Consider the following 26,239-nt stretch of genomic DNA (forward strand, 5'->3'; position numbering starts at 1 on the left):
AAAGACACTCACTGTCGAGGCCAGGGTTTGATTGAGTCAGACCCCACCAGGAACGCCTGCCCTTCTAGTCTCACTGGGTCTGATGGAGGCTCTGGCCTGGCCTGGAGCGCTTCACCGTCCGCACATGCAGAATCGGTTCCCAATCATCGGCACCCTCCCATTCGTGATCAAGATGCTTCATGCTGCTGACTTCGTTGGTCCGGTGGTGAGCGGTTGGGAGTGATGGCGCATGAAGAGGAAGAGCACGGCCTTGTTGCTGATCATGGCATTGGTGGCTGTGCCGACGCTCAGCACCGCCGCCCCGCTGGATTGTCGAGTGCGGCCACTCACAGATGCCGAGTACCTCGCGCTGGATGAGTCGTTCCTTGAATGGCAAGAGGAAGAGCTGCGAGCAGAGGAAGTCCTCCCGACCAGCTCCCCCTTGCCCTGGATGACGGCCGACGGTTACACGCCTGATGTAAAGATGGGGGTTGTGGCGCCCTTCGGCGTTGAGATCGCGGAGCCGCCAGGCTGTCCCGAGATCAGCGGTTCACATTGAGCTGGGCAAGTTGGTGTTTCTCGCACACTGCGCGCACCGCGCCCGCCGGATCTTCCCGTCTGCCTCGTCCCACCCCGGAGGGGCAACAGCTCAGGGACGGAGGATCAAGGCCGTCTTCGCGTGTACGTCAGCCGGTAGACGTTCCTCGGCCATGGGATGCCAACGGTCACAGACGGTCTTGATCCGGAGGGGTCGAGATGTTGGGCTTGCCTGGGACGTGGCAGGCGGGAAGATCCGGCTTCCACCTCAACCACCTATGGCCTTCGTGGTGCAACGTCGATCATCCCGGAGCCGAGTGCCCCCGCCGGAGGCATTTGGTCGAAAGGTAGAAGGCTCTGGACTCGCGAGAGCGATTGATGTCAGCGTGAGGTACGCGCAGAGCTTCGATCAGGAATGATCTCTATATGGTCGATGAGAGAGGACTGTCGGCTGAGGATTGTGCGTCGATGGTCCATGCAGGTGAGGTGCTGCATGCGAAGGGGTGGCGCAAGGTCTTCACCGTGTCCGAGATGGCTGAGAAGTGGGCATGGCTCGTCGCCGAGATCGAGAGTGGATACGACGACATGGTGGATGAGTACACCAACGATCTTTATTGCCGGGACTGGCTGGCTGAGGCGTGGCCGATGTTGACGCACCCGGTACGGGCGATCTGGCACTCGGAGATCCACCCGCTCGACGAGCGTTTTCGCGCGGCGACCGTTGACGACGGAGGCAAGGCGATCTCTCGATATCACCGGACTGTCCTCAAGGAGGGTTGGTGGTGGCGGAGGAAACCACGAAACTTGACCGGCTCCTTGGGGACCTACTTCGTTGATGCGCTGGATGATGAATGACTCAGGGAGCCGGGAACGGCGTGGCTGGGAAACCCCGAGCGCGAGCGGAGTAGATCGGCTGGCGATGATGTGGCTAGCTTTGTGCGGTGGCGTGTCGCCGGGGCGGCGAGTGGATTGGGTACGGCGGGTGCGTGGGTCGGTGACGGCTCGGGCCGCCGCCGTTCGGGACCGGCGCCCACGCCGCACGCCCGGACGGCGGGCGGCGGAGGGCCGGGTACGGCGGCGCGGCGCGCCGCCGCTTGAGGATCTGGAAGCAGGCCCGGTCGTACGCCTTCACGCCTGACCAGGTCGCCTCACCGCTCGCATGCAGACCGTACGACCTGCGGCACGCGGCGGTCTCGCTGTGGCTGAACGCGGGGGCACGTGCCGGAGCGGCCCGATGTCGGCTGAGCGCCGTCACTTCCCCATCTGAGGGAGTGACGGCGGGGCGGCTCCCCGCGCGTACGGCTGCGTGTGGAGAGCACCCGAACAATTTTTGATCTTGTTGCCACGGGCTGCAACAGCCCAGGTGCCACACCCCTGCAACGGCAGGCGCCATGGGGGTGCAACGCCCCCGTGGCCCCGCTCTGATCTGTAATGGGGCACCCCAACCCCTGCGCGAGGGGCCACACCCGCCAGAACCATGTTCGTTCAAGCAACCCCGGAGACGCTCTCAGCCGTCCCACAAGGCCCGCGTATCCCACTCTTCCCCGAAGGACCCCGCCCGTGCGTCTTTCCCTCGCCCTCACAGCCGCCGCAATCCTGCTGATTTCCCTCACCGCATGCGGCGGGCCGACCACCGACCTCGACGCCGCTGGCGTCATCAAGGCGATCGCCGGGCAGGGGTTGCCGGTTACGCTCACCGTGACGTACACGGCGGAGACCGACCCGAACAAGCAGTTGGGGCGGCCGAACGGCTACACGTCCAAGGCGTCGTTCACCGACAGCCGCATCAACGCGGCGGACGTGGCTAGCAAGGAGAAGGGGGATGTGGGGCTGGGCGGTAGCGTCGAGGTGTTCGACGAGGCAGACCAGGCGCAGCAGCGGGCCGACTACATTCAGGAGATCGGGAAGAAGCTGCCCCTGCTCAGTGAGTACGACTATGTGGCGGGGCCGGTGTTGTTGCGGGTATCGAAGGAGTTGACGCCGGATCAGGCTGAAGCGTTCGAAGCTGCTCTTGGTGAGGTCGTGCAGTAGCAGTATCTGGTTGACACCTCTGCCCTGCCCGTCGGACGGGGGCGTTGTCTTTCAGCCCGGGGACGATCAGCCTGGCCCGTGAGCATGAGCGGTATGGATTCTGAACTGAGCGCCGCGATCAGAGCCCTCGACCGGGACACCGCTTGGGCTCGACTGGTGGGCTCGACTGGAGCTCGCCACGGGCGGAAGCGAGAAGGCTGAGGTGACCACCATGGACTTAGGGGGTGAACAGAGCCAGAAATGATGAAGGAGCTTTGTCGCTTCAAAAGGTAAGACAAACCCTATTGATTACGCAATGCAACGTTCATCGCACAAAGCGAATAAAAAATGTCCATATCCGGACATTTAGGCAACCTGGCACCATTGGCGGCCGTCTCACTAGCGTCCTACACCTACCCTTTGTGAGGGATTGTGCTCAGACGCCTACTTTCCGTTGCCCTGTTCGGCTCCGCGCTTTTCGCTCCGACCGTCGTCGCTCTACCTTCGTCCGCAGCAACCGCCGGGTCATGGACCGTGTATCAACCCCACGGCACGATCAACTTTGACGGCGGCGACGCCATCACCTACTTCAGTAACCCGGCCGCCCCAAGCAACGGGCAGATTACTCGCACACTCCTGCTGCTCCAGCCCTACTACAACGGCAGGGTCGCCGAGACGGTCGATATCTGCTACCAGGAGCCGGGTGCCACCACTGACTACAAGTGCACAGGCGCATTCGACCTCAACAGTAGCCTGGGAATGTGGATCTACACCTTCAGTGGTCTGGACCCCAGAGGCACGATCACCGTCAAGCACACCCTGCATGGAGGCGCCTATCCCACGAGCAGTGGACCTCAAGACCGCGTCACGGTGGATTACGAGTACTAGTCCTGAACTCAACAATGCCCCGCTCGCCCTTCACCACGAAGGGCGAGCGGGGCTTCTTCGTCTTAGGTCAGGTGGGAACGAGGAGGAAGCGGGGCAATCATGTAGAGCGAGCGCTGAGCCGGAGTGTTGATCAAATGTAGTTTCTTACACTACGAAGGCCCAGCAGGTATCCGGCGACAGGGGTGGCGGCGGGGGCCGCCTTCATGAAGAAGACGACCCCCGTGGTGGTGAGGTGTGCGGCGACTCTGGAGGTCAGCTCAATCTCCGCCGATCGGACGCCGGCGACCGGGCCGACCTGCTCCTCGATGGCCGCTCGGACGGGTTCGGGCAGGTCAGGACACTGCCTTCTTCGAACTGTCATGGCACTCCTAGTACATTTGCCGCCCTGGTAGTGGCGAGCTGCTTCCGGCCCAGGATTCGTTGGCCTTGTCGCCGCTAATTGCCGACATTCTCTGTCCTCCAATACGCGGGTCGGGGCGTCTCTATTGCGTTATGTAACTACTGTCTCTGGAGTCACCGTCATGCCGCTTGGGTGCAAAAGAGTCAATCTCGCCCTTATCGGCCTATTGGTTGTACCTGGTTGCGCTTTCGAAGGAACCGTCACGGTCACTGCAACGCAGACGGTGACATCACTGGCGGTACCCTCTTCGTCACCCGGAAATATAATTGCTACTGGCCCGCCACCTGCCGATGGCGGAAGCTACCTCAACGCTACGGATCTTGTTCTCACCCTTGAGAAGGCAAGCTCCAGGAAGTTGTGCGACAGAGTTACCTACGATCACCTGATCATCAACGGGCGAGACGTGGGCATGCAAGCCTATGGCGTTTGCCGAACTGGGCTCGCACGAGTAACGGTTCACGTTTTTCCGGAACCAGTCAATCCGGCACTGTGGAGTTTCGCATTGCAGCCGAACATGCGCGGCAACTACGTGATCGTTTTCGGGCGGAACTGGTTCATCAATGCGTCCGCGAACCCTAAAGTGGGAGAATTCGCTCTGAGTGTTTTGGGGGGAGATGTTCGCACATGGCAGTAGCCGATGCCTGCGCTCTACAGGATCGGATGCGAGAAGGTTCAGCACACATGGCCGTACGAGGAGATCGGCGACAACATCGCCAAAGTGCTCGGCCGAACCGGAGTCACGGATGAACAACTTGCATGCTCCCAGCCGCCTTGAATACGTAGATAGAGGCCGTCCATGAAAACAGTTCTCATCATCCTCGTGACCGCGACCATCACTGCTGCTGCGACTATCGGCATCTTCATCATTGTTGGCTTCTCTGCTGGTAAGCCGCCCGCTGACCTTGTCGATGCCTGCCGCTCCTTCATCACGGCTCACGACGAAGCTGCCACCCGCGCCAAGAAGCAGAACGACGCTACCCTCCAAACCGAGCTCGCTCACCCGATTCGGGTATCTGATGTCTGGGAAGCTCGCAATCAGGCACCGCTTGAGGCCGCAGCTCTCAAGGTTCAGAACTTCAACGGCGTCGGCGACGATCAGAAGTGGGCAGGCATTGCCTGGCAGCTCGTCCAGGCCGTCACCGTCATGGATCCCACCAGCCTGGACGGCGCTGTGCAGAAGGAGAGCGCGCTGTCCGCCGCGCACGCCGGATGCGTTGGCCGGTGACATGTAGGAGCCCCCGCCTACGAAGTCAGCGGCTCCGCGCCGGACCTACTCCTCGTCCGGCCGTCCCTCTCCGGAGCCTCGACATGGTTCCGAACCCCGCACCGGCAGGCGAACAACACCGCCGCCTTCACCGGCTTGGGAACTATGGCGACCGAGTACAGGCCGCCCCCGCCAACCCGGATCTCCTCAAAGAGACCGAAAGGCCTGGTCTGGACACAGGAACGAGTCACTGTGTGGACCGCCGAGTACGAGCGGGCGCTGGAGCTGGCCTGTAAGGAGGCAGGGGACAAGAAGGTCGTCAACGTGTTGCAGGTGTGGGCGTCGGTCAAGCGGCCGAGTCCGGTCATGGTGTGGTCCCTGCTCAACTCGGCGTGTTCCTTGACCGTGCCGTGCTGCAACGGCTACACGCCCTGTTTCACCTCGTCGGGTTCCGGGCGCTGCGCCGCGGTGAGGCGTGCGGGATCCGCTGGGTCGACATCGACATCGACCTTGACGCCGGTCTCCTGACCGTCCAGACGCAGCTCGTCCAGGTCGGCTGGAAGGTCGAGGAGGCCGACCCCAAGACGGACTCCGAGGCGCCGATCGCGTTGGACAAGCTCACCGTGCCCGACAGAACAAGAAACGGTTGGCGTGGGGCGAGGCATGGCAGGAGACGGGTCGGGTGTTCACCCGCGAGTACGGTTCGGAGTTGCATCCCGCGTGGGTGAGTGAGCAGTTCGGGTGACTGGCTTTCGAGGCGGGCTTGCCGTCGATCAGGCTGCATGACCTGCGGCACGGCGCGGCCACCATGGGCCTGTCGGCTGGCGTGGAGGTGAAGACCATTCAGGTGATGCTGCGGTACTCGTCGATCATGATCACGTCAGACACCTAAACGTCGATCATGCCGGAGGTGTTCCGAGAGGCGGCCGAGGCTATCGCCGCACTGGTCCCCCGGAAGGTCGCCGTGGGGGAGTCGTCCGAAACCGTCGGTCTCCCTTTGGTCTCCCGTGGGAGGTCTGCTGCACCTATGGATTCCCAGAGAAAGAGAAACCCCCACGTCGGTGGGGGTTCTGCGAGTAGGGCGCCTGGGACTCGAACCCAGAACCTACGGATTAAAAGATCGATCTTGCGCTGTTCCAGACAGTTCAATGCAGGTCAGCGGGCCTGCGCGGTCCATCCTGAACGGCTTTGAACGCCCCTGTATTGCAACCCGAAGTGCAACCCTGGTACCCGCCGGCCCCCAGTGGTGAGAACCACCCCCAGCGCTTGGGAACCTCGACTGTGTAGCCGTCCGGAAGCTCGGCCTTCTGGAGCTCGTCGGTAAGCTCTGAGCCTTGATCGCCGACCTCGCCCCAATAAGAGTGAAAGCGCTTCTTGTCCCTCGTAGTGATCTCGATTCTCCGCTCGGCCTCGATGAGCTTGGCGGTTAAGACCTCGCCCGAACGGATCTGGTTGAGCACGGTGGACATGTCTGTCCGCTGAGAATCGTCACGATTAAGAAAGAGCAGGCCGCCGATGAGCACCAAGCTTGCGATGGCGGAGCACACGAGGAACATCGTGAGCCACGAGGCTTTTTTCTGATGCTGGCGAGGGGGCGCGGACTGCTTCTCGATCATGCCTACAGCATGCCAGTCCAGGCGTTGAGCTTGGAGGTTTTGGCTTCATTTCTATAAACGGACACGGCCAACGTGAGAGCAATCCCAATCGCCGTAGGACATCACCAGTTTGGAAGATTGCGGCGCGCGTCTCTGTGGCCTGCTACTGCCCAGGTAGGAGACGGTTTCGCCTTATCCGTGAATCCCGGTGAGTCCCCCTTGTTGACCCTCCTGACGGGCACGCAACGGGCACGCCGGGCACGGCCCCCAGCTCTGCCGCTCGGTGGGCCGGGGGAAACCTCGGACCGTCGATCGCCCCCAGCCCTGTATGAAGATCAGCCACCGCCAGGCGATCGTGAGGCCGGTATAGTCCACGATCTCGCATCACCGGTCGGAGGGCTTCAGCTTTGCCTTCCAGCCGGGACGTCATACCCAGCTTCGCTGAAAGGATCTCGGCATGTCTCTCGAAGTGATCGCCCGCTACCGCGACATGCTCAACCGTTGGGTGTTGGACCCACAAACCCTGTGCTGGACTGTCACTCTTCCACTGTCGGAGACGCTGACTTCCCATGAGGTCATTATGCGTATGGGTATGCATCCTTCTGACTTGCGCATGTCCACTGATGACGACGACCCGCTGGAGGAAGGACGCTTTCGCATCGAGCAGGCGGCCTCGGGAGTCATCACTTACGACCTGCATGGCTATGCGAAGTTTTCCGGCCCGATCCGCGACGCGCTCACTCAGAAGACTCGCCACTGGTGTGTCCAATGGGACTCCCACAACCTTGGGCTTAGCTACTCCTTGAGTGGTGGAAGCGGTGGGGCTTGGGATATCGAATATTTCGAAGCACATTCACCGGATGAGGTGACTGTGGCTCTCGGGCCACTGGCGAAGTACGACTCCCTCTTCCGCCAATACGAACTCGATGATGATGAGTACGGAGCTGGCTATATCAAGGCGTTGTGCCTGGCGGTCGTCGAGCTGGAGAGCGGGATCAGCCTGGATCGTGAATGGCTGTACCGCCCCCATCCCGTACTGGATCTTCCTACACGCTTCTTGTAAGGGGGAGTCGGTTACTTCTCCGATGAGGGTCCCGGCCGACCTCACCTCAGATTCGGACCGTTGACCAAGCCTGATAATGGAGGGTCTACCTGAGCGGACGCACATTCTGACTCGCCTGGTCATTCTGGAGCCTGGTCCCCTATCCGGGGCATAAACATCTTGGCTCGCGTAGAGCATCGACTTCGTCGACATCGCCAGCATCTATGGCTGGCCTGGGCGGCGGCGTGTCGCTGGGGTCGGCGCGTTCGTTGGACACGGCGGGTGCGCGGGTCGGTGGACGGCCCGGGGCGCCGCTGGCCGGGACCGGCGCCCACGCCGCACGCCCGGTCGGCGGGCGGCAGAGGGCCGGGTACGGCGGCGCGGCGCGCCGCCGCTTGATTGACCGTGGTCAAGGATCGCCGGAACGGTACGCGCTGGTCGGTGGCGCTCGCGCTGGGACTTCGGCAATCGGAGTCGTTGGGCCTGCGGTGGAAGTACGTGGACCTGGACAAGGGCGTGATCCGGGTGTTCTGGCAGATCAAGCGACTTCGCTACCGGCACGGCTGTGAGGACCCGCACGCCTGCGCTGCCCGCCTCCACCGCTACCCCTGCCGAAGGACTGCCCCAAGGCTAAGCGCACCTCTGGACGTCGGCACGTCTGCCTCACCGCGTGCCGCAAGAACTGCGCCAAACACGGGGGCGCGTGTCCGAAGTTCTGCGCCGCCGACTGCGCCAAGCACGCTCTTGCCTGCCCGGATCGTGCCGGGGGCTGGACGTTCACCAAGCCGAAGGGCAAGGGCAAACGGTCCATCGCTCTGCCTCCTCCTCTGATCGTTCTCCTCAAGCTCCACAGGGAGGCTCAGAGGCTCGAACGGGAAGCGGCGGGGGACAGGTGGCAAGACTGGGATCTCGTGTGGTGCACGCCGGACGGAAACCCGATCGATGCCGGGGAGGACTGGGAAGATTGGAAGGAACTCCTGCGACTCGCCGAGATCGACAAGGACGCCCGCGTTCACGACGCGCGCCACACCGCCGCGACGCTCCTGCTTGAACAAGGGGTGGACATCCGAGTGATTCAGGCGGTTCTCGGCCACTCCCAGCTCACCACGACCAAGCGGTACACCCACATCACGGAGACACTGGCGATCGAGGCAGCGGGCCGGATGGGACGGGCGCTTTGAGATGGCTGACCGCAACCTGACGGCGACCATTGCAACCCTGGGCAGACTTCCCGAGTAGGAAATGGGAGGTCTGCCCAGGTCATTGGGGTAGGGCGCCTGGGACTCGAACCCAGAACCTACAGATTAAAAGTGGACGGCTCTTATTGGCATTCGCAACGCTCTGACCTGGTGTTTCGGATGTCGCCTCCCGCTTGCCCGGGGAAGGGAATCCGTGCATGGTCCGGATCTTGATGGCGCTTCCGAAGAGAGGGCTGGGAGACTGTGTGACATGAGCAGGATCGAACGGCCGCTCGTACGTGAGTTGTTCCCCGATCTCGTCACGGATCTCATCGCGTGCCTGGGAGAAGAAGGGGAGGAGGACCTCGCCGTCTCCGCCCAGGACATTCGGTTCTACGAGGAGTGCGGATGTGATGATGACTTCTGCCAGAGCTTCTATACGGCCGAGCGGACGGACGGAGCGTACGGTCCCGGGCACAGATGCGTGCCACTGCTTCCGCCGAGAGGTGATCTGATCCTTGACGTCGTTGAGGGACGGATCATGTACGTGGAGGTCCTGCACTACCCGAAGCTGCCACGTCCGGTGAGTTGAAGCTGTCAGCTTGGGAAGTGCATCGAGTACGGCAGGTGGGGCGGCTGAGCTGGGCGTGAGACCGGTCGTGAGTGACCGTGGTTGCCCCCTCGTCACCCTGGTTAATGGCCCGCTAATGGCCCGAAAAGCGAAGCTCTTTCAGTTGTCGGCGGAGCGCGTCACGCTCGGCGATCAGCTTCTCTACGTCATCCAGGGTGAAGAGCGTTTTGGAAGGGCCGTTTACGGTCCAGCCGTGTTGGCCGGGTTCCCAGAAGATCTCAACCTCGGTGCCTTCGTGGGGGTCTCCGCCCGCTGTGGCGTCTTGGGCAGTCGTGACACTGACCTCCTCCACACGGAGGTACCAATCCCCGGCATTGACGTCGATCACGACTGGGGTTTCGTCGGGTAAGCCGGTGAGGTAGTCGAGGAGTCGGCGGACGGTGAGCATAGGTGCAGAGTGGCATGGATTGCGCACCTGCGCCCGCCCCGCCCGCCGGATCTTCCCGTCTGCCTCGTCCCACCCCGGAGGGGCAACAGCTCAGGGACGGAGGATCAAGGCCGTCTTCGCGTGTACGTCAGCCGGTAGACGTTCCTCGGTCATTGGATGCCAACGGTCACAGACGGCCTTGATCCGGAGGAGTCGAGATGTTGGGCTTGCCTGGGACGTGGCAGGCGGGAAGATCAGGCCCCACCGCAGCCAACTACGGCTCTGCGATCGGCAGTCTCGATCATCCCGGAGCGGAGTCCCCCGCCGGAGGCATAGGTTGTACGGTCACGTGCATGGACCCCCAGTACGCCGCTGACGCTCGCCATATCTGGAAGACCTACGTACCGCGCCGAGGGCAGGCGGACACCGTCCAAGGTGAGTTACTGCGGGCAGTGGAGAAACTCCGGGATGAGGCCCAGCGCAACGGCAACGTCAACTGGGGTGAACACTTTGAGCAGCTCCTGGCCTACCTATGCGAGAAGCTCACCGCGTCGGGGTTGTTCGATGCGGAGACCTTGAAAGAGCTGTCTGCGGATCTGGATCGCCTCGCTGACTTCGAGCGTCCACTTACTGACGATGAGCCCTTCGATCGCATCACTTACCGCGTCGTCGACTGGTACCGCGCTCATCCTGAGCCGGTACCGCATGAGCACGTCTGAAGTTGACCGGCGGCGGTGCGGCCCCGGTGCGGCGGGTTGGTTGGGTGCGGCGCGCGGGCGGTGCGGCGGGCGGCCCGATTTCCGCCGCCGTTCGGGACCGGCGCCCACGCCGCACGCCCGGACGGCGGGCGGGGGGAGGGCCGTGCGGCGGCGCGCCGCGGCGCCGCCTTGACCTACCGGCGTAAGCGGGCGGTCTTCCATCACGTTCTGGAGTACGCCGTGGAGCTGGGGGAGCTTTCGGCAAATCCGATCCACAAGGTCAAGTTCCGCAAGGTCAAAACCGGCGGCGAGATCGATCGTCGGTCGGTGGTCAATCCTGAGCAGGCCCGTCAGCTGTTGATCGCGGTGACCTATGCGGGCCGTACCCGTGGCCAGATAATGGCGGCCATGTTCGCCTGCATGTACTTCGCCGGTCTTCGCCCGGCTGAGGCGGCCGGTCTGCGCAAGGCGAACTGTGAGCTTCCGGAGACCGGATGGGGCACACTCACTCTGGAGAAGACGCGGCCGGAGAGCAACAAGCGTTACACCGACTCGGGGGAGTCCAACGACGAACGAGGGCTTAAGCACCGCGACGAGAAAGCCACGCGGACAGTGCCGGTCCCCTCGGAGCTGGTGGCCATCCTGCGTGAGCACATCGAGCGGTACGGCGTCGCCGAGGATGGCCGGCTGTTTCGGACCCGTACCGGCCAGAGCTTCCCCGGCTCCACGGTCTCGATGGTCTGGAAGCAGGCCCGGTCGTACGCCTTCACGCCTGACCAGGTCGCCTCACCGCTCGCACGCAGACCGTACGACCTGCGGCACGCGGCGGTCTCGCTGTGGCTGAACGCGGGGGTCCACGCGCCGGAGGTGGCGGAGAGGGCGGGGCACGGGGTGGATGTGCTGCTCAAGGTCTACGCCAAGTGCATCGACGGCCAACACGAGGTGGCCAACAAGCGGATCTTGGAAGTGCTCACGACGTGACATTCTCAACAGCGGGACACGAAGGACTCCGGGTAGCCCTCGGGGTCCTTCGTCGTGTCGGCCCCCATGGTCCCGGAATCGTTCCGCGAGCTTCCGGGACTCTTGGGCTGACCTGGGGAAACAGCGGCGGTCCCATTCCGCGTATATTCCGGGACTCCTGGCAGACGGCTGCATTCGACTGCATCCGGCTGCATGGGCGGAGAAAGATCGCTAGGGACGTAGGCCCAGGTCAGAGCCTACGTTCCTGCTCGCGAGTGGTAGGGCGCCTGGGACTCGAACCCAGAACCTACGGATTAAAAGTCCGCAGCTCTAACCATTGAGCTAACGCCCCGCAGGTGACAGCGTACCGAGGATAGTGTCCACTAACGTCCGTCGCCAGGCCTATTCATGGTCATCGGTTTGCGGAACACCCGGTGAGGGGCGGGATCGGCTCCTAGAGTGGCAGGCATGACGAGCTCGGGGCTTGAGCCCGCCTTCGCCTCCCAGGTCTCCACGCGCCCAGGGTATGTCGTGGTCGATGTCGAGACCACCGGTTTCTCGCCGTCGAGGGGAGACCGGATCTGCGAGATCGCGCTCGTCTCGCTGGACACCCGGGGCGAGATCGTCGACGAGTGGCACTCGCTGGTCGACCCCCGGCGCGGCACCGGGGCCGTCCACGTCCACGGCATCACCAACGCGATGGTCCAGGGCGCGCCGGTGATAGAGGAGTTGCTGGACGAGATCTGGCGGCGGATCGCCGGCCGGGTCCTGGTGGCGCACAACGCCTCCTTCGACCTGCGCTTCCTGCGGAGCCTTCCCGGCAGTGAGTGGGTGACCGAGACCCTGTGTACGCAGCGGCTGGCGCCCGCCTTCATCCCCGAGGGCAGGTGGACGCTCGCCGCGTGCTGCGAGCGCGCCGGAATCCCGCTCCTCGGGGCCCACGCCGCGCTGGCCGACGCCCGCGCGGGCGCCGAACTGCTCCGCCACTACCTGCGTACGGGCGTCTCCTGGCAGGAAGAGCTCACCAGGGCGGCCCAGGCCCCCGAGTGGCGGCCCTCCGGGCTTCCCCAGCGGCCTCCACGGCGCCGGTGAGCCCGGGAAGCCGTCGAAGTCAGGGAGTCAGGGAAGAGGAGTCCGGGAAACCGATGGATCCCGGAGATGGTCAGCGGTAGGCGGGGATGCCGGTCAGGGCCTCGCCGAGCACGAGGGTGTGAATCTCCTGGGTGCCCTCGTACGTCAGCACGCTCTCCAGGTTGTTCATGTGCCGGATCACCGGATACTCCAGTGTGATGCCGTTGCCGCCCAGGATGGAGCGCGCCTGGCGGGCGATGTCCAGGGCGGCGCGGACGTTGGCGAGCTTGCCGAAGCTGACCTGGTGCGGGGTGAGGGTGCCCTCGTCCTTGAGGCGGCCCAGGTGGAGGGCGGTGAGCTGCGACTGCCCCACACCGACGTACATCCAGGCGAGTTTCTCCTGGGTCAGCTGGAAACCGCCGATGGGCCTGCCGAACTGGACGCGGGAGGTGGAGTAGTCGACGGCCGACTCCAGGCAGGCGCGGGCGGCGCCCACCACGCCCCACACGATGCCGAAACGGGCCTCGGACAGGCATGACAGCGGGCCCTTCAGACCGCGCACCCCGGGCAGTACGGCGGAGGCGGGCAGGCGTACGTCGTCGAAGTAGAGCGACGAGGTCACCGAGGCCCGCAGGGACATCTTCCTGTGGATCTCCGGGGCGCTGAACCCCGGGGTGTCCGTGGGCACCACGAAACCGCGGACGCCGTCCTCGGTCCGCGCCCAGACCACGGCGACGTCGGCGACGGAGCCGTTGGTGATCCACATCTTGGAGCCGTTGAGTATCCAGTCGCCCGAGGGGTCCTGCTTGGCGTGGGTGCGCATGCCGGCGGGGTCGGAGCCCTGGTCGGGCTCGGTCAGGCCGAAGCAGCCGATCGCCTCGCCCGCGGCCATCCGGGGGAGCCACTCGTCCTTCTGCTCGTCGGAGCCGTACTTCCAGATCGGGAACATCGCGAGCGAGCCCTGCACGGACACGAACGACCGCAGCCCGGAGTCTCCCGCCTCCAGCTCACGGCAGGCCAGGCCGTACGAGACGGCGTCGAGGCCCGCGCAGCCGTACCCCTCCAGATGCATGCCCAGCACGCCGAGCGAGCCGAGGGCCGGGGCGAGCTCGCGTGCGGGGAAGACGGCTTCTTCGAACCAGTCGCCGACGTGGGGGAGGATCCGGTCCGCGACGAACTCTCGCACGGTGTCGCGGATGAGGCGCTGCTCCTCTACGAGCGCGTCGTCGATGCGCAGGAGATCGTCCATGGGATTTCCCTCTCTCTCGGCCCTGCCAGGGTATTACCGGTGCCGGTGGGACGGAGGTCAGGGTCGTGACCGGCCTCGGGAGGGGTGAGAGTCAGGGTCGTGCCAGGGGGAATCCCGATGTGAGGAAAGCTCACTCTCGGGCAGTCTGTGGATATGAACGAAAACGACTTCACCGGCGTCAAGAAGCTTCAGAGGACCAAGGACGGGCGCATCATCGCGGGTGTGGCCTCCGGCCTCGGACGCTACATCGGAGTGGACCCCAACATCATCCGCGCGGCCCTCGCGATCGCCACCTTCTTCGGTGGCCTCGGTATCGCGGTCTACGCGATCGGCTGGGTGCTCCTGCCCGACGAGAGGAAGGACAGGTCGCTCCTGCAGGACATGGTCGAAAAGAACAAGGACAATCCGATCTGGGTGGACGCCAAGACCAAGGCCGAGCAGGGCTGGGCCAAGGCCACCAACCAGCACCGCGCGCCGCACCAGCCGGGTTCGGAGTACCCCACCCACCAGGCCCCCTTCCCGCCCGCCGCTCCCCAGGCCCCGTACGGTACGCCCACTCAGGCCCCGTACGGCACGGAGCCGCGGCAGGACGACACCCGTCCCCAGGTGTGAGTCAGGAGGTCGCCTCCGCGCGAACCCTCTCGATGATCTCCTTACGGGAACCTCTCCAGAACACGGCCAGCGCGGCCGCCACGGCGAGCCCGGCCGCGCCGGCCAGCGCGACCACCAGCTCGGGGCCGAGGTGGTCGGCGGCGGCTCCGCCGATCAGGATGCCGACGCCCTGGGAGGCGAGCAGGCCGGACTGGACGAGACCGAAGGCCTGTCCCCGCCGCTCGGAGGGGACACACTGCACGAACGCGGCGTTGGCCGCGAGCTGGTAGGCCCCACCCAGGCCCGAGACGAACCACAACAGCAGCACCACAGGAAGCGGTGGCTGCGCGGCGCACAGGATCAGCGGCGCGCAGGTGAGCATCGCCATCCGGCCCATCGATCGCAACCGGTTCGATGGGCTGACGTAGCGGCTGAAAAGGAACGCGCCGACGACGGTGCCGGTGGGCATGGCGCCCATCAGCAGACCGGTGACCAGCGAGAGCTGCTGGGGATTTCCGGTCAGCTCCGCGGCGTACGGGGCAGCGATCCCCTCGGGCAGCACGTAGAAGCCACAGAGCCAGGCGAAGAGCACCAGCGTACGCAGCCGGGGGTCGCCGAAGACCAGCCTGGCGCCGGCGCGGGTCATCGTCCACATCGAGGGCCGGTTCTCGTCGGCGGGGAGGGGCGCGGGGCGCCGCCGTACCCCGGAGACGATGATGAGCGCGGAGGCGAGGAAGGTCGACGCGTCCAGCGCCAGCGCGCGGTACGGACCCATTCCCATGATCAGGAAGCCGCCGACGGCGAAGCCGAGCATCTGCGCGCCCTGGTTTGTCATGTTCTGCAGGGCAGAGCCCGCCACGTAGCGATCGCCCTTGAGCAGCTCCGGCAGCAGGGCCGCCCGCGCCGCTGAGAACGGCGCGCTGAGCAGCACCACGCAGAAGACCAGCACGCAGAGCGTGGCGAACGAGACGCCGGGCACCGCCATGAGCGCGACGAGTAGGGCCCGGAGCAGGTCGCAGGCGATCATGATGCCCCGGCGGGCGTAGCGGTCGGCGAGTCCCGCGAGGAGCGGCCCGCCGATGATCGGCGGCAGGTAGGTCAGGGCGTAGACCGAGGCCGTCGCGAGGGGCGAGTCCGTCCGTTCGAAGACGAGAATGGACAGTGCCACCCGTGAGAGCTGGTCACCGAGGAGGGAAAGCCCTTGGCCCAGCCAGAGCGCACGGAACTCTCTGATGGCGATGACCTCGCCGTAGGTCGCTTGGCGTTCCGCCGGACGGCGGTGCCGCCCGGGTAGTCGGCCGGACTTTGTCGCCGCCATAGGACTCCGCTGAGCTCGCAGGCACACTGACTGTGGGTGTTCACTGTGTAACCTACGGTGCCTGTTGCGGGGCCGCTGCGCAACCGAAAGCGATTAAGCGCATGCAAACTGTGATGATAAGCCGCGACATTCCGGAAAGAAGGCCTTTGACGTGCAGTGTGGGCTGCTTACCAGCCCAGCTCGTGCAACCGGTCATCGTCGATGCCGAAATGGTGGGCGATCTCATGAACGACGGTTATCTGAACCTCTTCGATGACCTGGTCCTCGGTCTCGCAGATCGAGCAGATCGGGTTGCGGTAGATCTCGATCCGGTCGGGTAACACTCCTGCGTACCAGTCGCCCCGCTCGGTGAGCGGAATACCCGTGTAGAGGCCCAGAAGATTCGGTTCAGGGGGGTCGTCCACGACGACGAGCACCACGTTGTCCATGACTTTCGTCAGCTCGGGGGGAATGGTGTCCAGGGCTTCGGCCACTAGCTCCTCAAACTTCTCCCGCGAGATCTCGATCACACCCGTCATTCTGCCCCGTGATCCCGGGTAGAGGTGGAGGCGCATGAAATTCGCTGATTGGACCCAGGGAGCCCGCCGTTTCGTCACCGGTCTCGCCACCGGGCGAATCGCCCGCGGCGTGGCCGTCGCCGCCGTCGCCCTGGCCGGTGCGTGGCTCGGCGTCATGCTGGGCGGTGCCGTACGGGCCAACGTCGGCCCGGTGGAGCTCGGCATGTCGGCGGAGCCCTCGTGGACCGGGGAGACCGTCGTCGACGCACACCCCTTCGGCACACTTCTGTTCGACACCCACGACGCCCCCGTCGGCCTCCGCGTGACCCTGGAGAACATCAACCCCGAGCGGGCCCGCGGATTCCTGGACGACCCGCGCTTCTCCGCCGACCGCCTCCCAGCGCTCCTGGAGGAGGAGCTGAGCGCCGGAGTCAGGACACTGGTCCTGCGCGCTGCGCTCAGCGGCCTGGTGGGCGCCCTGGTGACGTCCCTGATCGTCTTCCGCAGGCCGGGACCGGCCCTGGCGGGCCTGCTGGGCATCACCGTCGCGATCGCCGGTACGGGTGCCGCCGTCGCCCTCACCTTCAGGCCCGACTCGGTGGTGGAGCCCAAGTACACCGGTCTGCTCGCCGGCGCGCCGTCCCTCGTCGGCGACGCCGAGTCGATCGTGACCAGGTTCGAGTCCTACCGGGTCCAGCTCGCCAAGCTCGTCAACAACGTCTCACAGCTCTACGACGCCGTCTCCGCCCTGCCGGTCTACGACGCCGACCCCACCTCGATCCGGGTGCTGCACGTCTCCGACATCCATCTCAGCCCCATCGCCTGGAACCTCATCCGTTCCATCACCGCCCAGTTCAAGATCGATGCGATCATCGACACCGGCGACCTGACCGATCACGGCACGGGCCCCGAGGACAGGTTCACCGAGGAGATCAGCACCTTCGGGGTTCCGTACGTCTTCGTCAGGGGCAACCACGACTCCATGGCCACCCAGCGGGCCGTGGCCAAACAGAAGGGCGCGGTCGTCCTCGACGGCGAGGCCAAGACCGTGGCGGGGCTGCGCATCTACGGCATCGGCGACCCCCGGTTCACCCCGGACAAATCCGTCCCCGTCGACTCGAACCTCGAATCGCTCGACGCCCTCGGCCGCTCGCACGCCGCCGAACTGGCGAAGCTGCCCAAGCAGGTCGATCTTGTCGCCGTCCACGACCCGACGATCGCCAAGGGGCTCTCCGGAGCGGCCCCGATGGTCCTCGCCGGCCACTCCCACGCGCGGTCCACCGAGCTGCTGCCCTCCGGCACCCGCGTCCTGGTCCAGGGATCCACCGGCGGAGCCGGCCTGCGGGCCCTCGAACACGACGAGCCGACCCCCGTCGAGGCCTCCGTTCTGTACTTCGACGCCCACACGAACCGCCTGCGGGCCTGGGACGACATCACCCTGGGCGGGCTGGGCGAGCAGTCGGTTCAGATCCAGCGTCACGTTGAGACCGACCCTGGCCGTACAATTTCTCCTGTGCCGACGACCGCCCCGTCTCCAACGGGGTCCGTCACCGTCACACCGTCGCCGTAGGTCGCAAACCGCTTTGGCAACAGGGCAAAAGTCCCCTATGCTTCAGAGGTCTCCAACGGAAGACGGCAACGGAACGAGACGAGAGTCTTGAGCCCCCATCGTCTAGTGGCCTAGGACACCGCCCTTTCAAGGCGGCGACACGGGTTCGAATCCCGTTGGGGGCACGGCCGAGCCAAGGCTCGCCAGGGAAACGGCAGGTCGAAGACCTCCGGAAAACTGGTAAGCTAAGCGAGGCAAGAACGACCGGGACAAAAGCCCCGGAAGCAAGGTCCTGTAGAGCAGTTTGGAGTGCTCGCCACCCTGTCAAGGTGGAGGTCGCGGGTTCAAGTCCCGTCAGGACCGCTCTGGTAGGTGTTCGATCCACCACCGAGGTCAGGTAGCTCAGTCGGTACGAGCGTCCGCCTGAAAAGCGGAAGGTCGGCGGTTCGACCCCGCCCCTGACCACAGCAACTGAGCAGCACAAACGCCCCGAACCATTTATGGTCGGGGCGCTTTTCGTTGTGCTTGACGACAACGTTGACGACAACGCGCCTATCAGCGGCGGTTCGTGCGTATGGACTTGTATGAGTTCATGTCGGCGGAGAGACGACGAGCTCTGGCTGCGAGGAAGTCATCTAGGTCGGCTACTCCCAGGTACATCTGGTAACCCCTGACGGTCCGGTAACCGCGGCTCTTACCCCTGCCCCCCTTGCGACCTAGATCGGCAATGCCCTCTAAGGCGGCTAAGAGCATCCCTGCCAGGGTTTCATCCGGGACGTGCCGAAGATCATCTGAAGTTAGTCGCTTCCCGTGGCTGTGACTGCTGAGGGCGAGCAGCGCTCTTACGAGGGCGTCGCGATCCGAGCTGTCTACTTGGAGGCGGAGAGGCATAGCAACTTACCTTTCGTTAACTGCCGGGTATTTATTGCGGGCATTACGCGGCTCGGCAATAGCGGTTATTTTATGAGAAAATTCATAGGATGATCCTATGAATGATTGAGGGTACTCCCTGGTACCCCTTCAGCGCAACGCCAACGCAGAGGTTGCTTGGCCCTGAAAATGGATACGCCCCGAGTCGTGAATTCGGGGCGTATCTGAGGTCAGCAGAGGTCAACCGAGAGCATTTCCAAGCTTGCTAAGGGCGGCACGCTTGTCGTCGAGCGACGAATGCGCGTATACGGTCATCGTGACCTCGATGTCGGAGTGGCCGGCGATCTCCCGGACAATGTGCGGAGGCACCCCGAGGTCGAGGAGCAGGCTGACGCAGGTGTGTCGGAGGTCGTGAAGCCGTACGGCTCCGAGTCCGGCCGCGGTGCGGATCTCCGCCCAGCTCCGTCGCAGGTTGTCCGGCTCCATAGGCGTACCGCGGCGGGAGGGGAAGACGAGCCCGTGATCCTCCCAGTCCGGCCAGCGGTCCGCGCGTTCTGCGAACTGCCGCTTACGGTGCTCTTTGAGAGCGTCGAGGCAGATCGGCGGGAGCGGAATGGTGCGCTCGGAATCTTCGGTCTTGGGCTTCACGAACTGGAGTCGACCGCCGACCCGCTGAAGGGTCTGGATCACTTCGAGTGTTCCGGTCTCCAGGTCGAGGTCTTGCCAGCGGAGCCCGAGAAGTTCCCCACGTCGCAGGCCGAGGCAGACGGCCAGGACGTACAGCGCGCCGAGGCGATGACCGGGGGCCGCCTTGAGAATCGCTCTGGCCTGGGGAACCGTCAGACCCCTGTTGACCTTGTACTTGGGCGGCGAGACCTTCACGAGCTTGGCGACATTCCGATGAATGACCTCCTCGCGGACCGCGCTCTCCAGAGCGTTACGAAGAACGGCGTGGATTGACTGGACCATCCGAGGCTGAATCTTGTACTCGCAGCAGGTGCTGGCCTTTTTCGCGCAGCACTCGGCGGGCTTGCGCGCCTTGTCCCATCCCCGCTGGCAGCACTGGCAGCCGTTGCGCAGCGACGTGACGAACTGGCGGACCTCGGCCGCATTCAGCTTGTCGAGCCGTTTCCGGCCGAGGGCAGGAATGAGATAGCGCCGGATCACCCCCTCATAGCCCTGCACGGTCTTGGGGCGCCGTTCGGCCCGGACGACATGCTCAAGCCAGTACGTCAGGTAGTCGCCGACCGTCCAGCTTTCGGAGGCCACCGGAATGCCCTGATCGGCTTGCGCCTTGAGTTCGATGAACTTGCCGTGGCATTCCTCGCGGGTCTTGCCGTAGACGCTGACGCGCTTGATCGTTCCTGCCGTGGTGGGGACGAAGACCTTCGCCTCATATCGTCCGTCCTTGCGTTGGACGATCGTTCCCTCCCCGTTGGACCGCTTGCGGGTCTTGCGATTCTTGTTGCCCTTCGGCTCTTCCTCAGGAGTGCCGAGTTTCGTCCTGGTCATCACGCCACCGCCTTGAGGTTGTCGACACATTCGGCCAGCGCGTCGACCGGGACGAGCCGACGACGACCGATCTTGATGGTCCTGAGCTGGTTCGAGCGGATCAGGGTGTAGAGGGTCCACCGGCTGACGCGGAGCTTCTGAGCGGCTTCGTCGACGGTGATCACAAGGTCATCCATGGGCAGCCTCCGGCCGACTCGCGTGGTCAGGTGGTTGGACACCGGTCAAGGCGGCGACCAGGAGCGCTTCACCGGCCGACAGGCCCTGTCCGGCGTAGTCCCAGTGGGAGGTGATGAGCACGGTGTCCTCCTCGAAGAGGGGGAGTCGGCCGGTGCTGACGGCCTCGTCGCGCATGTGGTCGGCCCGATCGGCGCGGAGGTCGCCGAGGGTGGTGGAGTAGCGCCGTGACTTTGTGGAGAAGTGGCCGCGGAAGCCGAGCATGTGAGCCCACTGCACGAGCCGGAATTCGGTCAGCTCGTCGAGCACGCCCAGGCGCATGCACTCGGCGATGAGCCGTCGAGGGTGGTCGCGGATGGGCAGGGCGGCCAGGTCATCGAGGAGGTTGATGCGCCGGTCCAGCGTGCCGACGCACTCGGCGGCTTTGGTCGCGTATTTGGCGATGTAGGCGGCGACGGCCTGTTCGGAGAGGTCGCCGTCCATGGTGATCTGTCGGACGTCGAGCTGCGCACCCCACCGGAAGACCCGCGTTGGTTCACCGGGAACCTTCGGCACGGTCACCGCGACCGCCGAGGCGGCATGCCGTACGGCGTCCGTCATCAGGTCGGCCGTCGCCCAGGCCGGGGGAGCCGTGACCGGTCCCTCCGAGCCGTCGAGGCGGACCACGGCATGGAAGTGGACGACCCCGCGTCGCTGGTACTCGGCCACCTTGGCGAAGGAGATGACGGCCTGTTCCCGTAGTTCCCGTTGGGTCAGTCCGGCGTTCTTGGCGATGCGTCGGCGCAGTGCCTCGGTGAAGCGTCGCCACAGCTCCGGGGACATCGCATTGAACAGCACCGAGCCCGCGTAGTCGTAGCACTCCGGGCACAGCGGCTCACCAAGGCACGGTTCGTCGGCCCCATGCCGGAAGGTGCAGGACATGACCCGCCCGTGCGGGCATGTCTCGGCGTCGCGACGGGCGCGACACGGCAGGACCTTGCTGTTCTTCTCCCGTCGTACGTGCACCGGCCCGAAGGACGGCGCAGTGAGTGTGACGAACAAGCACGGGTGCGCGCTCACCGAGGCCGGGACACCCTTGCCGCCGACCAGGCCCGCGCGCACCAGCTGGTAGGTGTCGGCCCGGTAGGTCTCGGCGCAGGACGGGCAGCGGGTCGCGCGGCGAGTCTTGCAGGCCACCCGCAGTACGCCGTCCGGTTCCAGGTGGGTGCTGTAGCGGTGCAGGAGGGTGCCGGTCGCGCGGTCCCAGTATTCGACCTTTCCGCGCAGGTGGATCGGCTGTCGGCAGCCGCCGGTCCGGCGGATCTGGGAGGCCCAGCGCTCATAGTGGGGATCACGGAGCCGGGAGATCATTCCGGCTACCGCGTGTGGATCGGTCAGGGTGGGCAAGATGGGTTCCGTCCTGTGCAGAGTGATCTGTGAGGGATGGCCCCCGGCGTGGCGCGGAACTTGGCGGTTGTGTGGCCACGCGGGGGGCGCTCATGGCTATGCGCCGTGGTTGTCGATCCCGATGCCGTCGCAGTCGGGGCAGGTCTCGCCGTCACCGGTGACGCCGGTCCCGTTGCAGGTGCAGCAGCGGTAACGAACCACCGGAAGTAGCTCGGTCTCGGCGGGCATGGAGAACTCCCTTCACGCCGTGCGCAGGTGGCGCAGTAGGTCGGAGGCGAGTTGACCGGACACGCCCAGGCGGGCGCGCAGCAGGTCGAGGGTGATGGGCTTGCCGTGCTTGGCGTGATGCTCGTCGGCCACGCGGCGGGCGTAGTCGAGGAGCGCGGAAGATGGTTCGGCGCCGTCGCCCTGGTCGTCGTCGGAGACGGAGAGGAGAACCGGAAGCGCGGTGACCGACTCGGGTACGGCCGGGGAGGGTTCGGGGCGGGGGCCGGTTGCCCGGCGTTCCAGTATTGAGACGGCGATCAGGAACGCCGCGGCGGGAATCCCCGCGGTCAGCCAGCCCCATACGGAGGGTTCGGCTTGGTGGAGGTTGGCGGCCAGGGACAGGACGATTCCGGCGACGAGGACGAAGGTCGGCCAGGAGAGCGGGCCGGTTCGCTTGCGGCCGATCTCCTTGTCGCGTTGGCGCTCGCGGGCGGCCATGACGCAGGTCAGATCGACGCACACGGCCACCGCCCAGGCCATCCAGCCCGTCTGCCCGTGCTCCACCGCTGTCTTGCGTACGTGGGAGAAAGAGCCGGCACCGGCGATGAGCGCCAAGACGATGACGGGACCGGAGTCCAGCAGCCAGGAGGCGAGGCGTCGCATGGTGGTCAGCCCTTCCGGAGTTCCGGGAGTACGGGGTCAGGGGTGAGGAACTCGGCGAGGTCGGCATCGGTCACCTCGGCGCAACGGGTACCGGCCGTGATCTCCGCCCAGGACGGAGTGAGATTGGCGTAGGTGTGAGTGGCGTCTTCGGCGGCCTGCTCGGAGACGTAGAAGGAGCGCGCCCGGTACCACTGGCCGTCCTGTCCGGCCACGATCGCGACGCCGGGTGTCTCGGAGGCGATGGCCCGAGCGGAGACGAGCGCCGCGGGGGCGAGGTCGCCGAGGGTCATGGTCGCGGTTTCAGGATCGTTGACGCGATGGCAGATCCGTCCCGAGCACTGAGCGCGCAGCGCGGTGACGCCGGGACCGAGGTCGGAGCCGATGCGCTGGCCGCAGCAGAAGAGATAGATCCCGAAGGCCCGCCCGAGCTGGGCGACCCGCAGCAGTGCTGTTGAGGTCTTGGCGATCTCGTCTTTCTCGGACTTGTCGGCCATCAGATACAGCTCGGCCAGCTCGTCGACCAGGACCACGACGGGAACCGGCCGCCGGTCGCTGGACAGCTGCCAGATGTTGCGTGCTCCGGCCGTACGGCACGCGGCCATCCGGTCAGCCATCAGCGCGACGAGGTCATCCAGCAGTTCCACACATTCGGCGCGGGAGGTGGCCAGCGCTGAGAGGCGAGGTTCGTACGGCGTGAACTCGACCCCGCCTTTGAGGTCGAAGCCGACGAGCGCGACCGGTTGCGGGGACAGTCCGATGATCAGGGCGTTGGCCAGGTTCGACTTGCCCGATTGGGTGGCGCCCGCGTTGAGCCAGTGCGGGACCGTCCGGAAGTCGATGACCCAGGGGGAGCCGGTCTCCAACCGGCCGACGGTGACTTTGAGGAGTTCGGTCGAGACGGGGACCTGACTGATCCGGACCAGCGGGTCTCGGATGGTCGCGGCGAGGGTGACGCGGCCCCGCCTTGTCGAGGAGACGCGTACGGCGTGCACGCGCCAGGAGTGCGCGAGCCGGTCGGCGACCTGGGCGTAGTCCTCGGGGATCTGTCCCTCCAGGAGACGGATGGTGACGCGCCAGCCGTGACGGGTCGGCATGGGCAGCCACATCCACGGCTTGGTGTCGACCGCGACCCGCTGCAGGCGCCGCTTGACGCGGACGAGGCCGGTCGAGGAGATCAGGCCGGGGACGGTGGTGAACCAGAAGCGCTGCCGCTTCTTGGTCAGTCCGCAGCCCAAGGCGACCTTGCGCCAGGTGAAGCGGACCGTGACGGCGGTCAGTGGGTAGCCGAGGCACATCCAGAAGGACCGGTAGTGCCAGCGGTGCCAGGTCCAGAGCCCGGCCACCGAGGTGGCCAGGACTCCGAGCGTGAGGAGGAGACCGTCAGACACCGCGTGCCTCCACGGTGGTGGCGGCCAGGAGTGCAGAGGCCCGGTAGGCGATGCCCCAGCGGCCGGACAGTTCCCAGACGTAGCCGACCAGGCCGACAGGCTTGACCTCGTTGCCGGGGAAGACCGAGGGCTCCCCGACGACGCCGATCTTGACCAGCTCGATCTTGCCGAAGGCGTCCTCAACGGAGAACAGCACCTCGTAGACGGTCTGGCCGCTGGCCTTGTCGGTCTTCAACTCGCCGGTCTCCTTGTTCACGATGCGCGGGCACGGAGCCTTCACGCAGATGAACTGGAGCCGGGAGACGTCGACCGGGATGGGGATGTTGCGCATGCTGAAAACACCTCTCGTCGCCTGCTGAGCAGGGCATGGGGGACGAGGGAGATCGCACGCCGTCAGAACCGAACGCGATAGCATCGAAGCGCCAACTAGGGTGCTGACCGCATCCGGCCTGGGCGGGTCTCCCGCTCAGGCCACTTTCATGTGTGGCCTGTCTCCGCTCTTCGAGAGCGGTCTTTCGCTTTTTGCCCCTGAAACGCAGAAGAGCGTTTGCGTTGGGCTGTCACCTCCTGTTGGGGAGAGCTTCAGCGTCAACACAAACGCTACCTCGCACCGCGAGTACCTGCTAGTACTTTTAGTATTAGTGCACGTACTTTTTCTACACTCCAACTCGGTCGGCGAGTTCCCGCAGCTCAGGCGAGGGCGGGTCCTGCATGGTCAGCAAATCGGACACCAGCTGGTAGGTAATTCGGTGGTTCCGTATCTGCTCCGGCGTGATGGCTTCCGCCTCCAGCAGCGCGGACACGGCCTCTGCGACCTGACGACGCTGGGCATGAGCGCGAGCAAGGTCTATCTGGAGCCGAGCGCGCCGCTCGCTCGAAAGCGGCGAGGTGTCGACCGCCGTCCCGACCCGCAGCGCATGACCGGCGTCTCCCAACTCGACCGCCACCGCCACCTCGTGAAGCGCGACGTTGGCCGGACCGAACTCGGTGTTGTAGTCGTTGCGTCCCTCTTCCAACCGCTCCGCGACCTCACGAGCCCGCGCCAGATGCTGGTACGCGGTATCCGCCTCGTTCAGCCGGGAAGCGGCCACGGCCCGCTGCAAGGTAAGACCACCCCACAGCGACATGGCCTCGGGCTCGCCCTCGTCGACCATGAACCACAAAGCCTCGGCGGCTGTGCGAGCCGTCTCCTCCACCTGGTCGAAGTGACGAGCGCCCAGGAAGACGAAGCCGAGCCGGAAAGCGCCGGCCGCCATCATCAGCGGGTTGCCCGCCCGTTCCGCGGCGACGATCGCCCGATCGGCGGCGATCCACGCGGCCTCGGGTTCGCCGAGCTTGGCGAGCGCGGCCGAGCACGCCTGGTAGGTCACCGCGAGCAGTTCGAACAGCTCCGCCCGCCGCTCCTCGGGAGCCGATCGAGCGGCCGACTCCAGCGCGGGCACCAGGCCCCGCAGCAGGTCGGCCAGTTCCACGTATCGGCTCTCGTGCGTCAGCTCCCAGGCCCGATCGACCCGCGGTTTGATCTCCGACGTGGCCGGGACGGGGGCCGAGTGCAGCATGGCCCGCAGGGAGTGCGCTCCCGACAGCACCAGGCGCAGACCGGCCGTTCCCGGGATCTCCTCGGCGGAGGCGGCGACCACCGGTGCCTCTGCGGCCAGTTCTGAGAGCGGGATGTCGAGGGCCTCGGCGACCTTCTCCAGGACCGACATGCGATCGACCTTGCGGACCCCGCGCTCCACCTGGGAGATCCACGCCACCGACCGATCGACCAGCCGCGCCAGCTCCGGCTGTGACAGGCCGCGCCGCTTGCGTTCCTGGGCGATGCGTCGCCCCAGGGCTCTTTGGTACTCGGTGCTCACCCCGCCGTTCCCTTACCGCTCTGGAGGGTCAGCCAGTCGACCTCGACCGAGGACAGCAGCTCTTCCCGAGCGCCCAGGAACCGCTTGGTGTGCTCCTGCTCCTCGTGGGTGTCGAAGGCCGCGCGGTCCCGGTAGAGCTCGTAGAAGATCCGCTGGAGCGGCTGGCCGTCGACCCGGTGCGAGGCGTACACCAGCGTTCCCGGCTCACCGTCGCGGATCTTCTCGATGGTCTCGCCGACCAGCTGATCGAACGCCTCGGCGGTTGCCTCGTCCTTACAGGTGAATCGGACCATCAGACCGAACATGGGTGTCCTCCTTCGTCGGAGCCTCTACGAGATCAGTACTTATTGTGCGGCGCAAGTACCCCAAGTGGCTTGCACTATAAGTATGGTACTCGTACTTTAAGTATCAGTCAC

Annotated in this window: 29 protein-coding genes and 4 tRNA genes; 17 read left to right on the plus strand and 16 right to left on the minus strand. The window is 65.3% G+C overall.

What is annotated here, in order from left to right; genetic code table 11:
• Positions 1-229: 229 nt before the first annotated feature.
• The 4 genes from ACFY3V_RS38400 to ACFY3V_RS38415 all read left to right on the plus strand — a co-directional run bounded on the left by ACFY3V_RS38400 (position 230) and on the right by ACFY3V_RS38415 (position 3,414).
• Positions 230-538: a hypothetical protein gene (locus ACFY3V_RS38400; RefSeq protein ID WP_389780231.1), complete on the plus strand. Its 309-nt coding sequence runs from the start codon at positions 230-232 to the stop codon at positions 536-538.
• A 404-nt stretch (positions 539-942) separates the two neighbouring features.
• Complete coding sequence (locus ACFY3V_RS38405; RefSeq protein WP_362907365.1) at positions 943-1,371, plus strand: hypothetical protein; 429 nt, start codon at positions 943-945, stop codon at positions 1,369-1,371.
• Between the two features lie 705 nt (positions 1,372-2,076).
• The gene (locus ACFY3V_RS38410) at positions 2,077-2,547 is read left to right on the plus strand and encodes a hypothetical protein (protein ID WP_362907367.1); all 471 of its coding nucleotides are present in this window, start codon (positions 2,077-2,079) and stop codon (positions 2,545-2,547) included.
• 513 nt (positions 2,548-3,060) lie between these two features.
• On the plus strand, positions 3,061-3,414 hold the full coding sequence (locus ACFY3V_RS38415; protein WP_362907369.1) for a hypothetical protein: 354 nt from the start codon (positions 3,061-3,063) through the stop codon (positions 3,412-3,414).
• A gap of 130 nt (positions 3,415-3,544) precedes the next feature.
• Here ACFY3V_RS38415 and ACFY3V_RS38420 read toward each other — a convergent pair whose 3' ends face one another.
• Complete coding sequence (locus ACFY3V_RS38420) at positions 3,545-3,775, minus strand: hypothetical protein (RefSeq protein ID WP_362907371.1); 231 nt, start codon at positions 3,773-3,775, stop codon at positions 3,545-3,547.
• An 859-nt stretch (positions 3,776-4,634) separates the two neighbouring features.
• Here ACFY3V_RS38420 and ACFY3V_RS38425 point away from each other — a divergent pair.
• Together ACFY3V_RS38425 and ACFY3V_RS38430 are read left to right on the plus strand one after the other, a co-directional pair.
• Positions 4,635-5,039: a hypothetical protein gene (locus ACFY3V_RS38425; protein ID WP_389780234.1), complete on the plus strand. Its 405-nt coding sequence runs from the start codon at positions 4,635-4,637 to the stop codon at positions 5,037-5,039.
• Between the two features lie 350 nt (positions 5,040-5,389).
• A complete protein-coding gene (locus ACFY3V_RS38430; protein WP_389780236.1) occupies positions 5,390-5,746 on the plus strand; it encodes a hypothetical protein in 357 nt (118 codons plus the stop codon).
• A 417-nt stretch (positions 5,747-6,163) separates the two neighbouring features.
• On the opposite strand, the gene ACFY3V_RS38435 is transcribed toward ACFY3V_RS38430, so the two are convergent.
• Positions 6,164-6,634 (minus strand): hypothetical protein, encoded by a 471-nt coding sequence (locus ACFY3V_RS38435; RefSeq protein WP_389780238.1) that lies wholly within the window; start codon positions 6,632-6,634, stop codon positions 6,164-6,166.
• Between the two features lie 436 nt (positions 6,635-7,070).
• On the opposite strand from ACFY3V_RS38435, the gene ACFY3V_RS38440 reads away from it, so the two are divergent.
• The 3 genes from ACFY3V_RS38440 (at position 7,071) to ACFY3V_RS38450 (ending at position 9,425) form a co-directional block, all read left to right on the plus strand.
• Entirely contained in the window at positions 7,071-7,676 is a 606-nt protein-coding gene (locus ACFY3V_RS38440) for a hypothetical protein (protein ID WP_362907378.1), read from the plus strand.
• A gap of 587 nt (positions 7,677-8,263) precedes the next feature.
• The gene (locus ACFY3V_RS38445) at positions 8,264-8,836 is read left to right on the plus strand and encodes a tyrosine-type recombinase/integrase (RefSeq protein WP_362907423.1); all 573 of its coding nucleotides are present in this window, start codon (positions 8,264-8,266) and stop codon (positions 8,834-8,836) included.
• Positions 8,837-9,104: 268 nt separating this feature from the next.
• Positions 9,105-9,425, plus strand: a complete 321-nt coding sequence (locus ACFY3V_RS38450; RefSeq protein ID WP_389780240.1) for a hypothetical protein — start codon at positions 9,105-9,107, stop codon at positions 9,423-9,425.
• A 112-nt stretch (positions 9,426-9,537) separates the two neighbouring features.
• Here ACFY3V_RS38450 and ACFY3V_RS38455 read toward each other — a convergent pair whose 3' ends face one another.
• A complete protein-coding gene (locus tag ACFY3V_RS38455; protein ID WP_362907382.1) occupies positions 9,538-9,852 on the minus strand; it encodes a hypothetical protein in 315 nt (104 codons plus the stop codon).
• A gap of 332 nt (positions 9,853-10,184) precedes the next feature.
• On the opposite strand from ACFY3V_RS38455, the gene ACFY3V_RS38460 reads away from it, so the two are divergent.
• Positions 10,185-10,550, plus strand: coding sequence for a hypothetical protein (locus ACFY3V_RS38460; protein WP_362907384.1), 366 nt, complete (start codon positions 10,185-10,187; stop codon positions 10,548-10,550).
• Positions 10,551-10,718: 168 nt separating this feature from the next.
• Entirely contained in the window at positions 10,719-11,510 is a 792-nt protein-coding gene (locus tag ACFY3V_RS38465; RefSeq protein ID WP_389780243.1) for a tyrosine-type recombinase/integrase, read from the plus strand.
• A 255-nt stretch (positions 11,511-11,765) separates the two neighbouring features.
• On the opposite strand, the gene ACFY3V_RS38470 is transcribed toward ACFY3V_RS38465, so the two are convergent.
• Positions 11,766-11,841: transfer RNA gene (locus tag ACFY3V_RS38470), tRNA-Lys, on the minus strand.
• Positions 11,842-11,957: 116 nt separating this feature from the next.
• Between ACFY3V_RS38470 and ACFY3V_RS38475 the strand changes: the two genes are divergently transcribed.
• Positions 11,958-12,581: a 3'-5' exonuclease gene (locus ACFY3V_RS38475; RefSeq protein ID WP_362907388.1), complete on the plus strand. Its 624-nt coding sequence runs from the start codon at positions 11,958-11,960 to the stop codon at positions 12,579-12,581.
• A gap of 70 nt (positions 12,582-12,651) precedes the next feature.
• Here the strand turns inward: ACFY3V_RS38475 and ACFY3V_RS38480 are convergent, their stop codons facing one another.
• Complete coding sequence (locus tag ACFY3V_RS38480; RefSeq protein WP_389780245.1) at positions 12,652-13,809, minus strand: acyl-CoA dehydrogenase family protein; 1,158 nt, start codon at positions 13,807-13,809, stop codon at positions 12,652-12,654.
• Positions 13,810-13,962: 153 nt separating this feature from the next.
• Here ACFY3V_RS38480 and ACFY3V_RS38485 point away from each other — a divergent pair, with 153 nt between their 5' ends.
• Positions 13,963-14,421, plus strand: coding sequence for a PspC domain-containing protein (locus ACFY3V_RS38485; RefSeq protein WP_350941365.1), 459 nt, complete (start codon positions 13,963-13,965; stop codon positions 14,419-14,421).
• 1 nt (position 14,422) lies between these two features.
• Here ACFY3V_RS38485 and ACFY3V_RS38490 read toward each other — a convergent pair whose 3' ends face one another.
• Both ACFY3V_RS38490 and ACFY3V_RS38495 read right to left on the minus strand, forming a co-directional pair.
• Entirely contained in the window at positions 14,423-15,718 is a 1,296-nt protein-coding gene (locus ACFY3V_RS38490; protein WP_362907394.1) for an MFS transporter, read from the minus strand.
• Positions 15,719-15,885: 167 nt separating this feature from the next.
• On the minus strand, positions 15,886-16,236 hold the full coding sequence (locus tag ACFY3V_RS38495; protein WP_350941362.1) for a metallopeptidase family protein: 351 nt from the start codon (positions 16,234-16,236) through the stop codon (positions 15,886-15,888).
• A 34-nt stretch (positions 16,237-16,270) separates the two neighbouring features.
• Here ACFY3V_RS38495 and ACFY3V_RS38500 point away from each other — a divergent pair, with 34 nt between their 5' ends.
• The 4 genes from ACFY3V_RS38500 (at position 16,271) to ACFY3V_RS38515 (ending at position 18,229) form a co-directional block, all read left to right on the plus strand.
• Positions 16,271-17,785 carry a metallophosphoesterase gene (locus ACFY3V_RS38500; protein WP_362907396.1) on the plus strand — a complete coding sequence of 505 codons (1,515 nt, stop codon included), beginning with the start codon at positions 16,271-16,273 and terminating at the stop codon, positions 17,783-17,785.
• Between the two features lie 91 nt (positions 17,786-17,876).
• A tRNA-Glu gene (locus ACFY3V_RS38505) sits at positions 17,877-17,949 on the plus strand.
• A 103-nt stretch (positions 17,950-18,052) separates the two neighbouring features.
• Positions 18,053-18,127 (plus strand) — tRNA-Asp (locus ACFY3V_RS38510).
• 28 nt (positions 18,128-18,155) lie between these two features.
• Positions 18,156-18,229 (plus strand) — tRNA-Phe (locus tag ACFY3V_RS38515).
• A gap of 645 nt (positions 18,230-18,874) precedes the next feature.
• Here the strand turns inward: ACFY3V_RS38515 and ACFY3V_RS38520 are convergent.
• The 9 genes from ACFY3V_RS38520 to ACFY3V_RS38560 form a co-directional block, all read right to left on the minus strand.
• The gene (locus ACFY3V_RS38520; protein WP_389780248.1) at positions 18,875-20,146 is read right to left on the minus strand and encodes a tyrosine-type recombinase/integrase; all 1,272 of its coding nucleotides are present in this window, start codon (positions 20,144-20,146) and stop codon (positions 18,875-18,877) included.
• On the minus strand, positions 20,146-20,322 hold the full coding sequence (locus tag ACFY3V_RS38525; RefSeq protein WP_389780250.1) for a helix-turn-helix domain-containing protein: 177 nt from the start codon (positions 20,320-20,322) through the stop codon (positions 20,146-20,148). The genes ACFY3V_RS38520 and ACFY3V_RS38525 overlap by 1 nt, the downstream gene beginning before the upstream one ends.
• Positions 20,315-21,670, minus strand: coding sequence for a replication initiator (locus tag ACFY3V_RS38530; protein WP_389780299.1), 1,356 nt, complete (start codon positions 21,668-21,670; stop codon positions 20,315-20,317). The genes ACFY3V_RS38525 and ACFY3V_RS38530 overlap by 8 nt, the downstream gene beginning before the upstream one ends.
• A 132-nt stretch (positions 21,671-21,802) precedes the next feature.
• On the minus strand, positions 21,803-21,934 hold the full coding sequence (locus ACFY3V_RS38535) for a hypothetical protein (protein ID WP_389780252.1): 132 nt from the start codon (positions 21,932-21,934) through the stop codon (positions 21,803-21,805).
• A gap of 12 nt (positions 21,935-21,946) precedes the next feature.
• The gene (locus tag ACFY3V_RS38540) at positions 21,947-22,576 is read right to left on the minus strand and encodes a DUF2637 domain-containing protein (protein ID WP_389780254.1); all 630 of its coding nucleotides are present in this window, start codon (positions 22,574-22,576) and stop codon (positions 21,947-21,949) included.
• A gap of 5 nt (positions 22,577-22,581) precedes the next feature.
• Complete coding sequence (locus tag ACFY3V_RS38545) at positions 22,582-23,964, minus strand: FtsK/SpoIIIE domain-containing protein (RefSeq protein WP_389780256.1); 1,383 nt, start codon at positions 23,962-23,964, stop codon at positions 22,582-22,584.
• Positions 23,957-24,295, minus strand: a complete 339-nt coding sequence (locus tag ACFY3V_RS38550; protein WP_389780257.1) for a hypothetical protein — start codon at positions 24,293-24,295, stop codon at positions 23,957-23,959. Before ACFY3V_RS38550 ends, ACFY3V_RS38545 begins: the two co-directional genes overlap by 8 nt.
• Before the next feature lie 325 nt (positions 24,296-24,620).
• Positions 24,621-25,823 (minus strand): helix-turn-helix domain-containing protein, encoded by a 1,203-nt coding sequence (locus ACFY3V_RS38555; RefSeq protein WP_389780259.1) that lies wholly within the window; start codon positions 25,821-25,823, stop codon positions 24,621-24,623.
• Positions 25,820-26,128: a putative quinol monooxygenase gene (locus ACFY3V_RS38560; RefSeq protein WP_030905153.1), complete on the minus strand. Its 309-nt coding sequence runs from the start codon at positions 26,126-26,128 to the stop codon at positions 25,820-25,822. Before ACFY3V_RS38560 ends, ACFY3V_RS38555 begins: the two co-directional genes overlap by 4 nt.
• Positions 26,129-26,239 lie beyond the last annotated feature (111 nt).

This window comes from Streptosporangium sp. NPDC000095 (genome assembly GCF_042899335.1).
Classification (GTDB): domain Bacteria; phylum Actinomycetota; class Actinomycetes; order Streptosporangiales; family Streptosporangiaceae; genus Streptosporangium.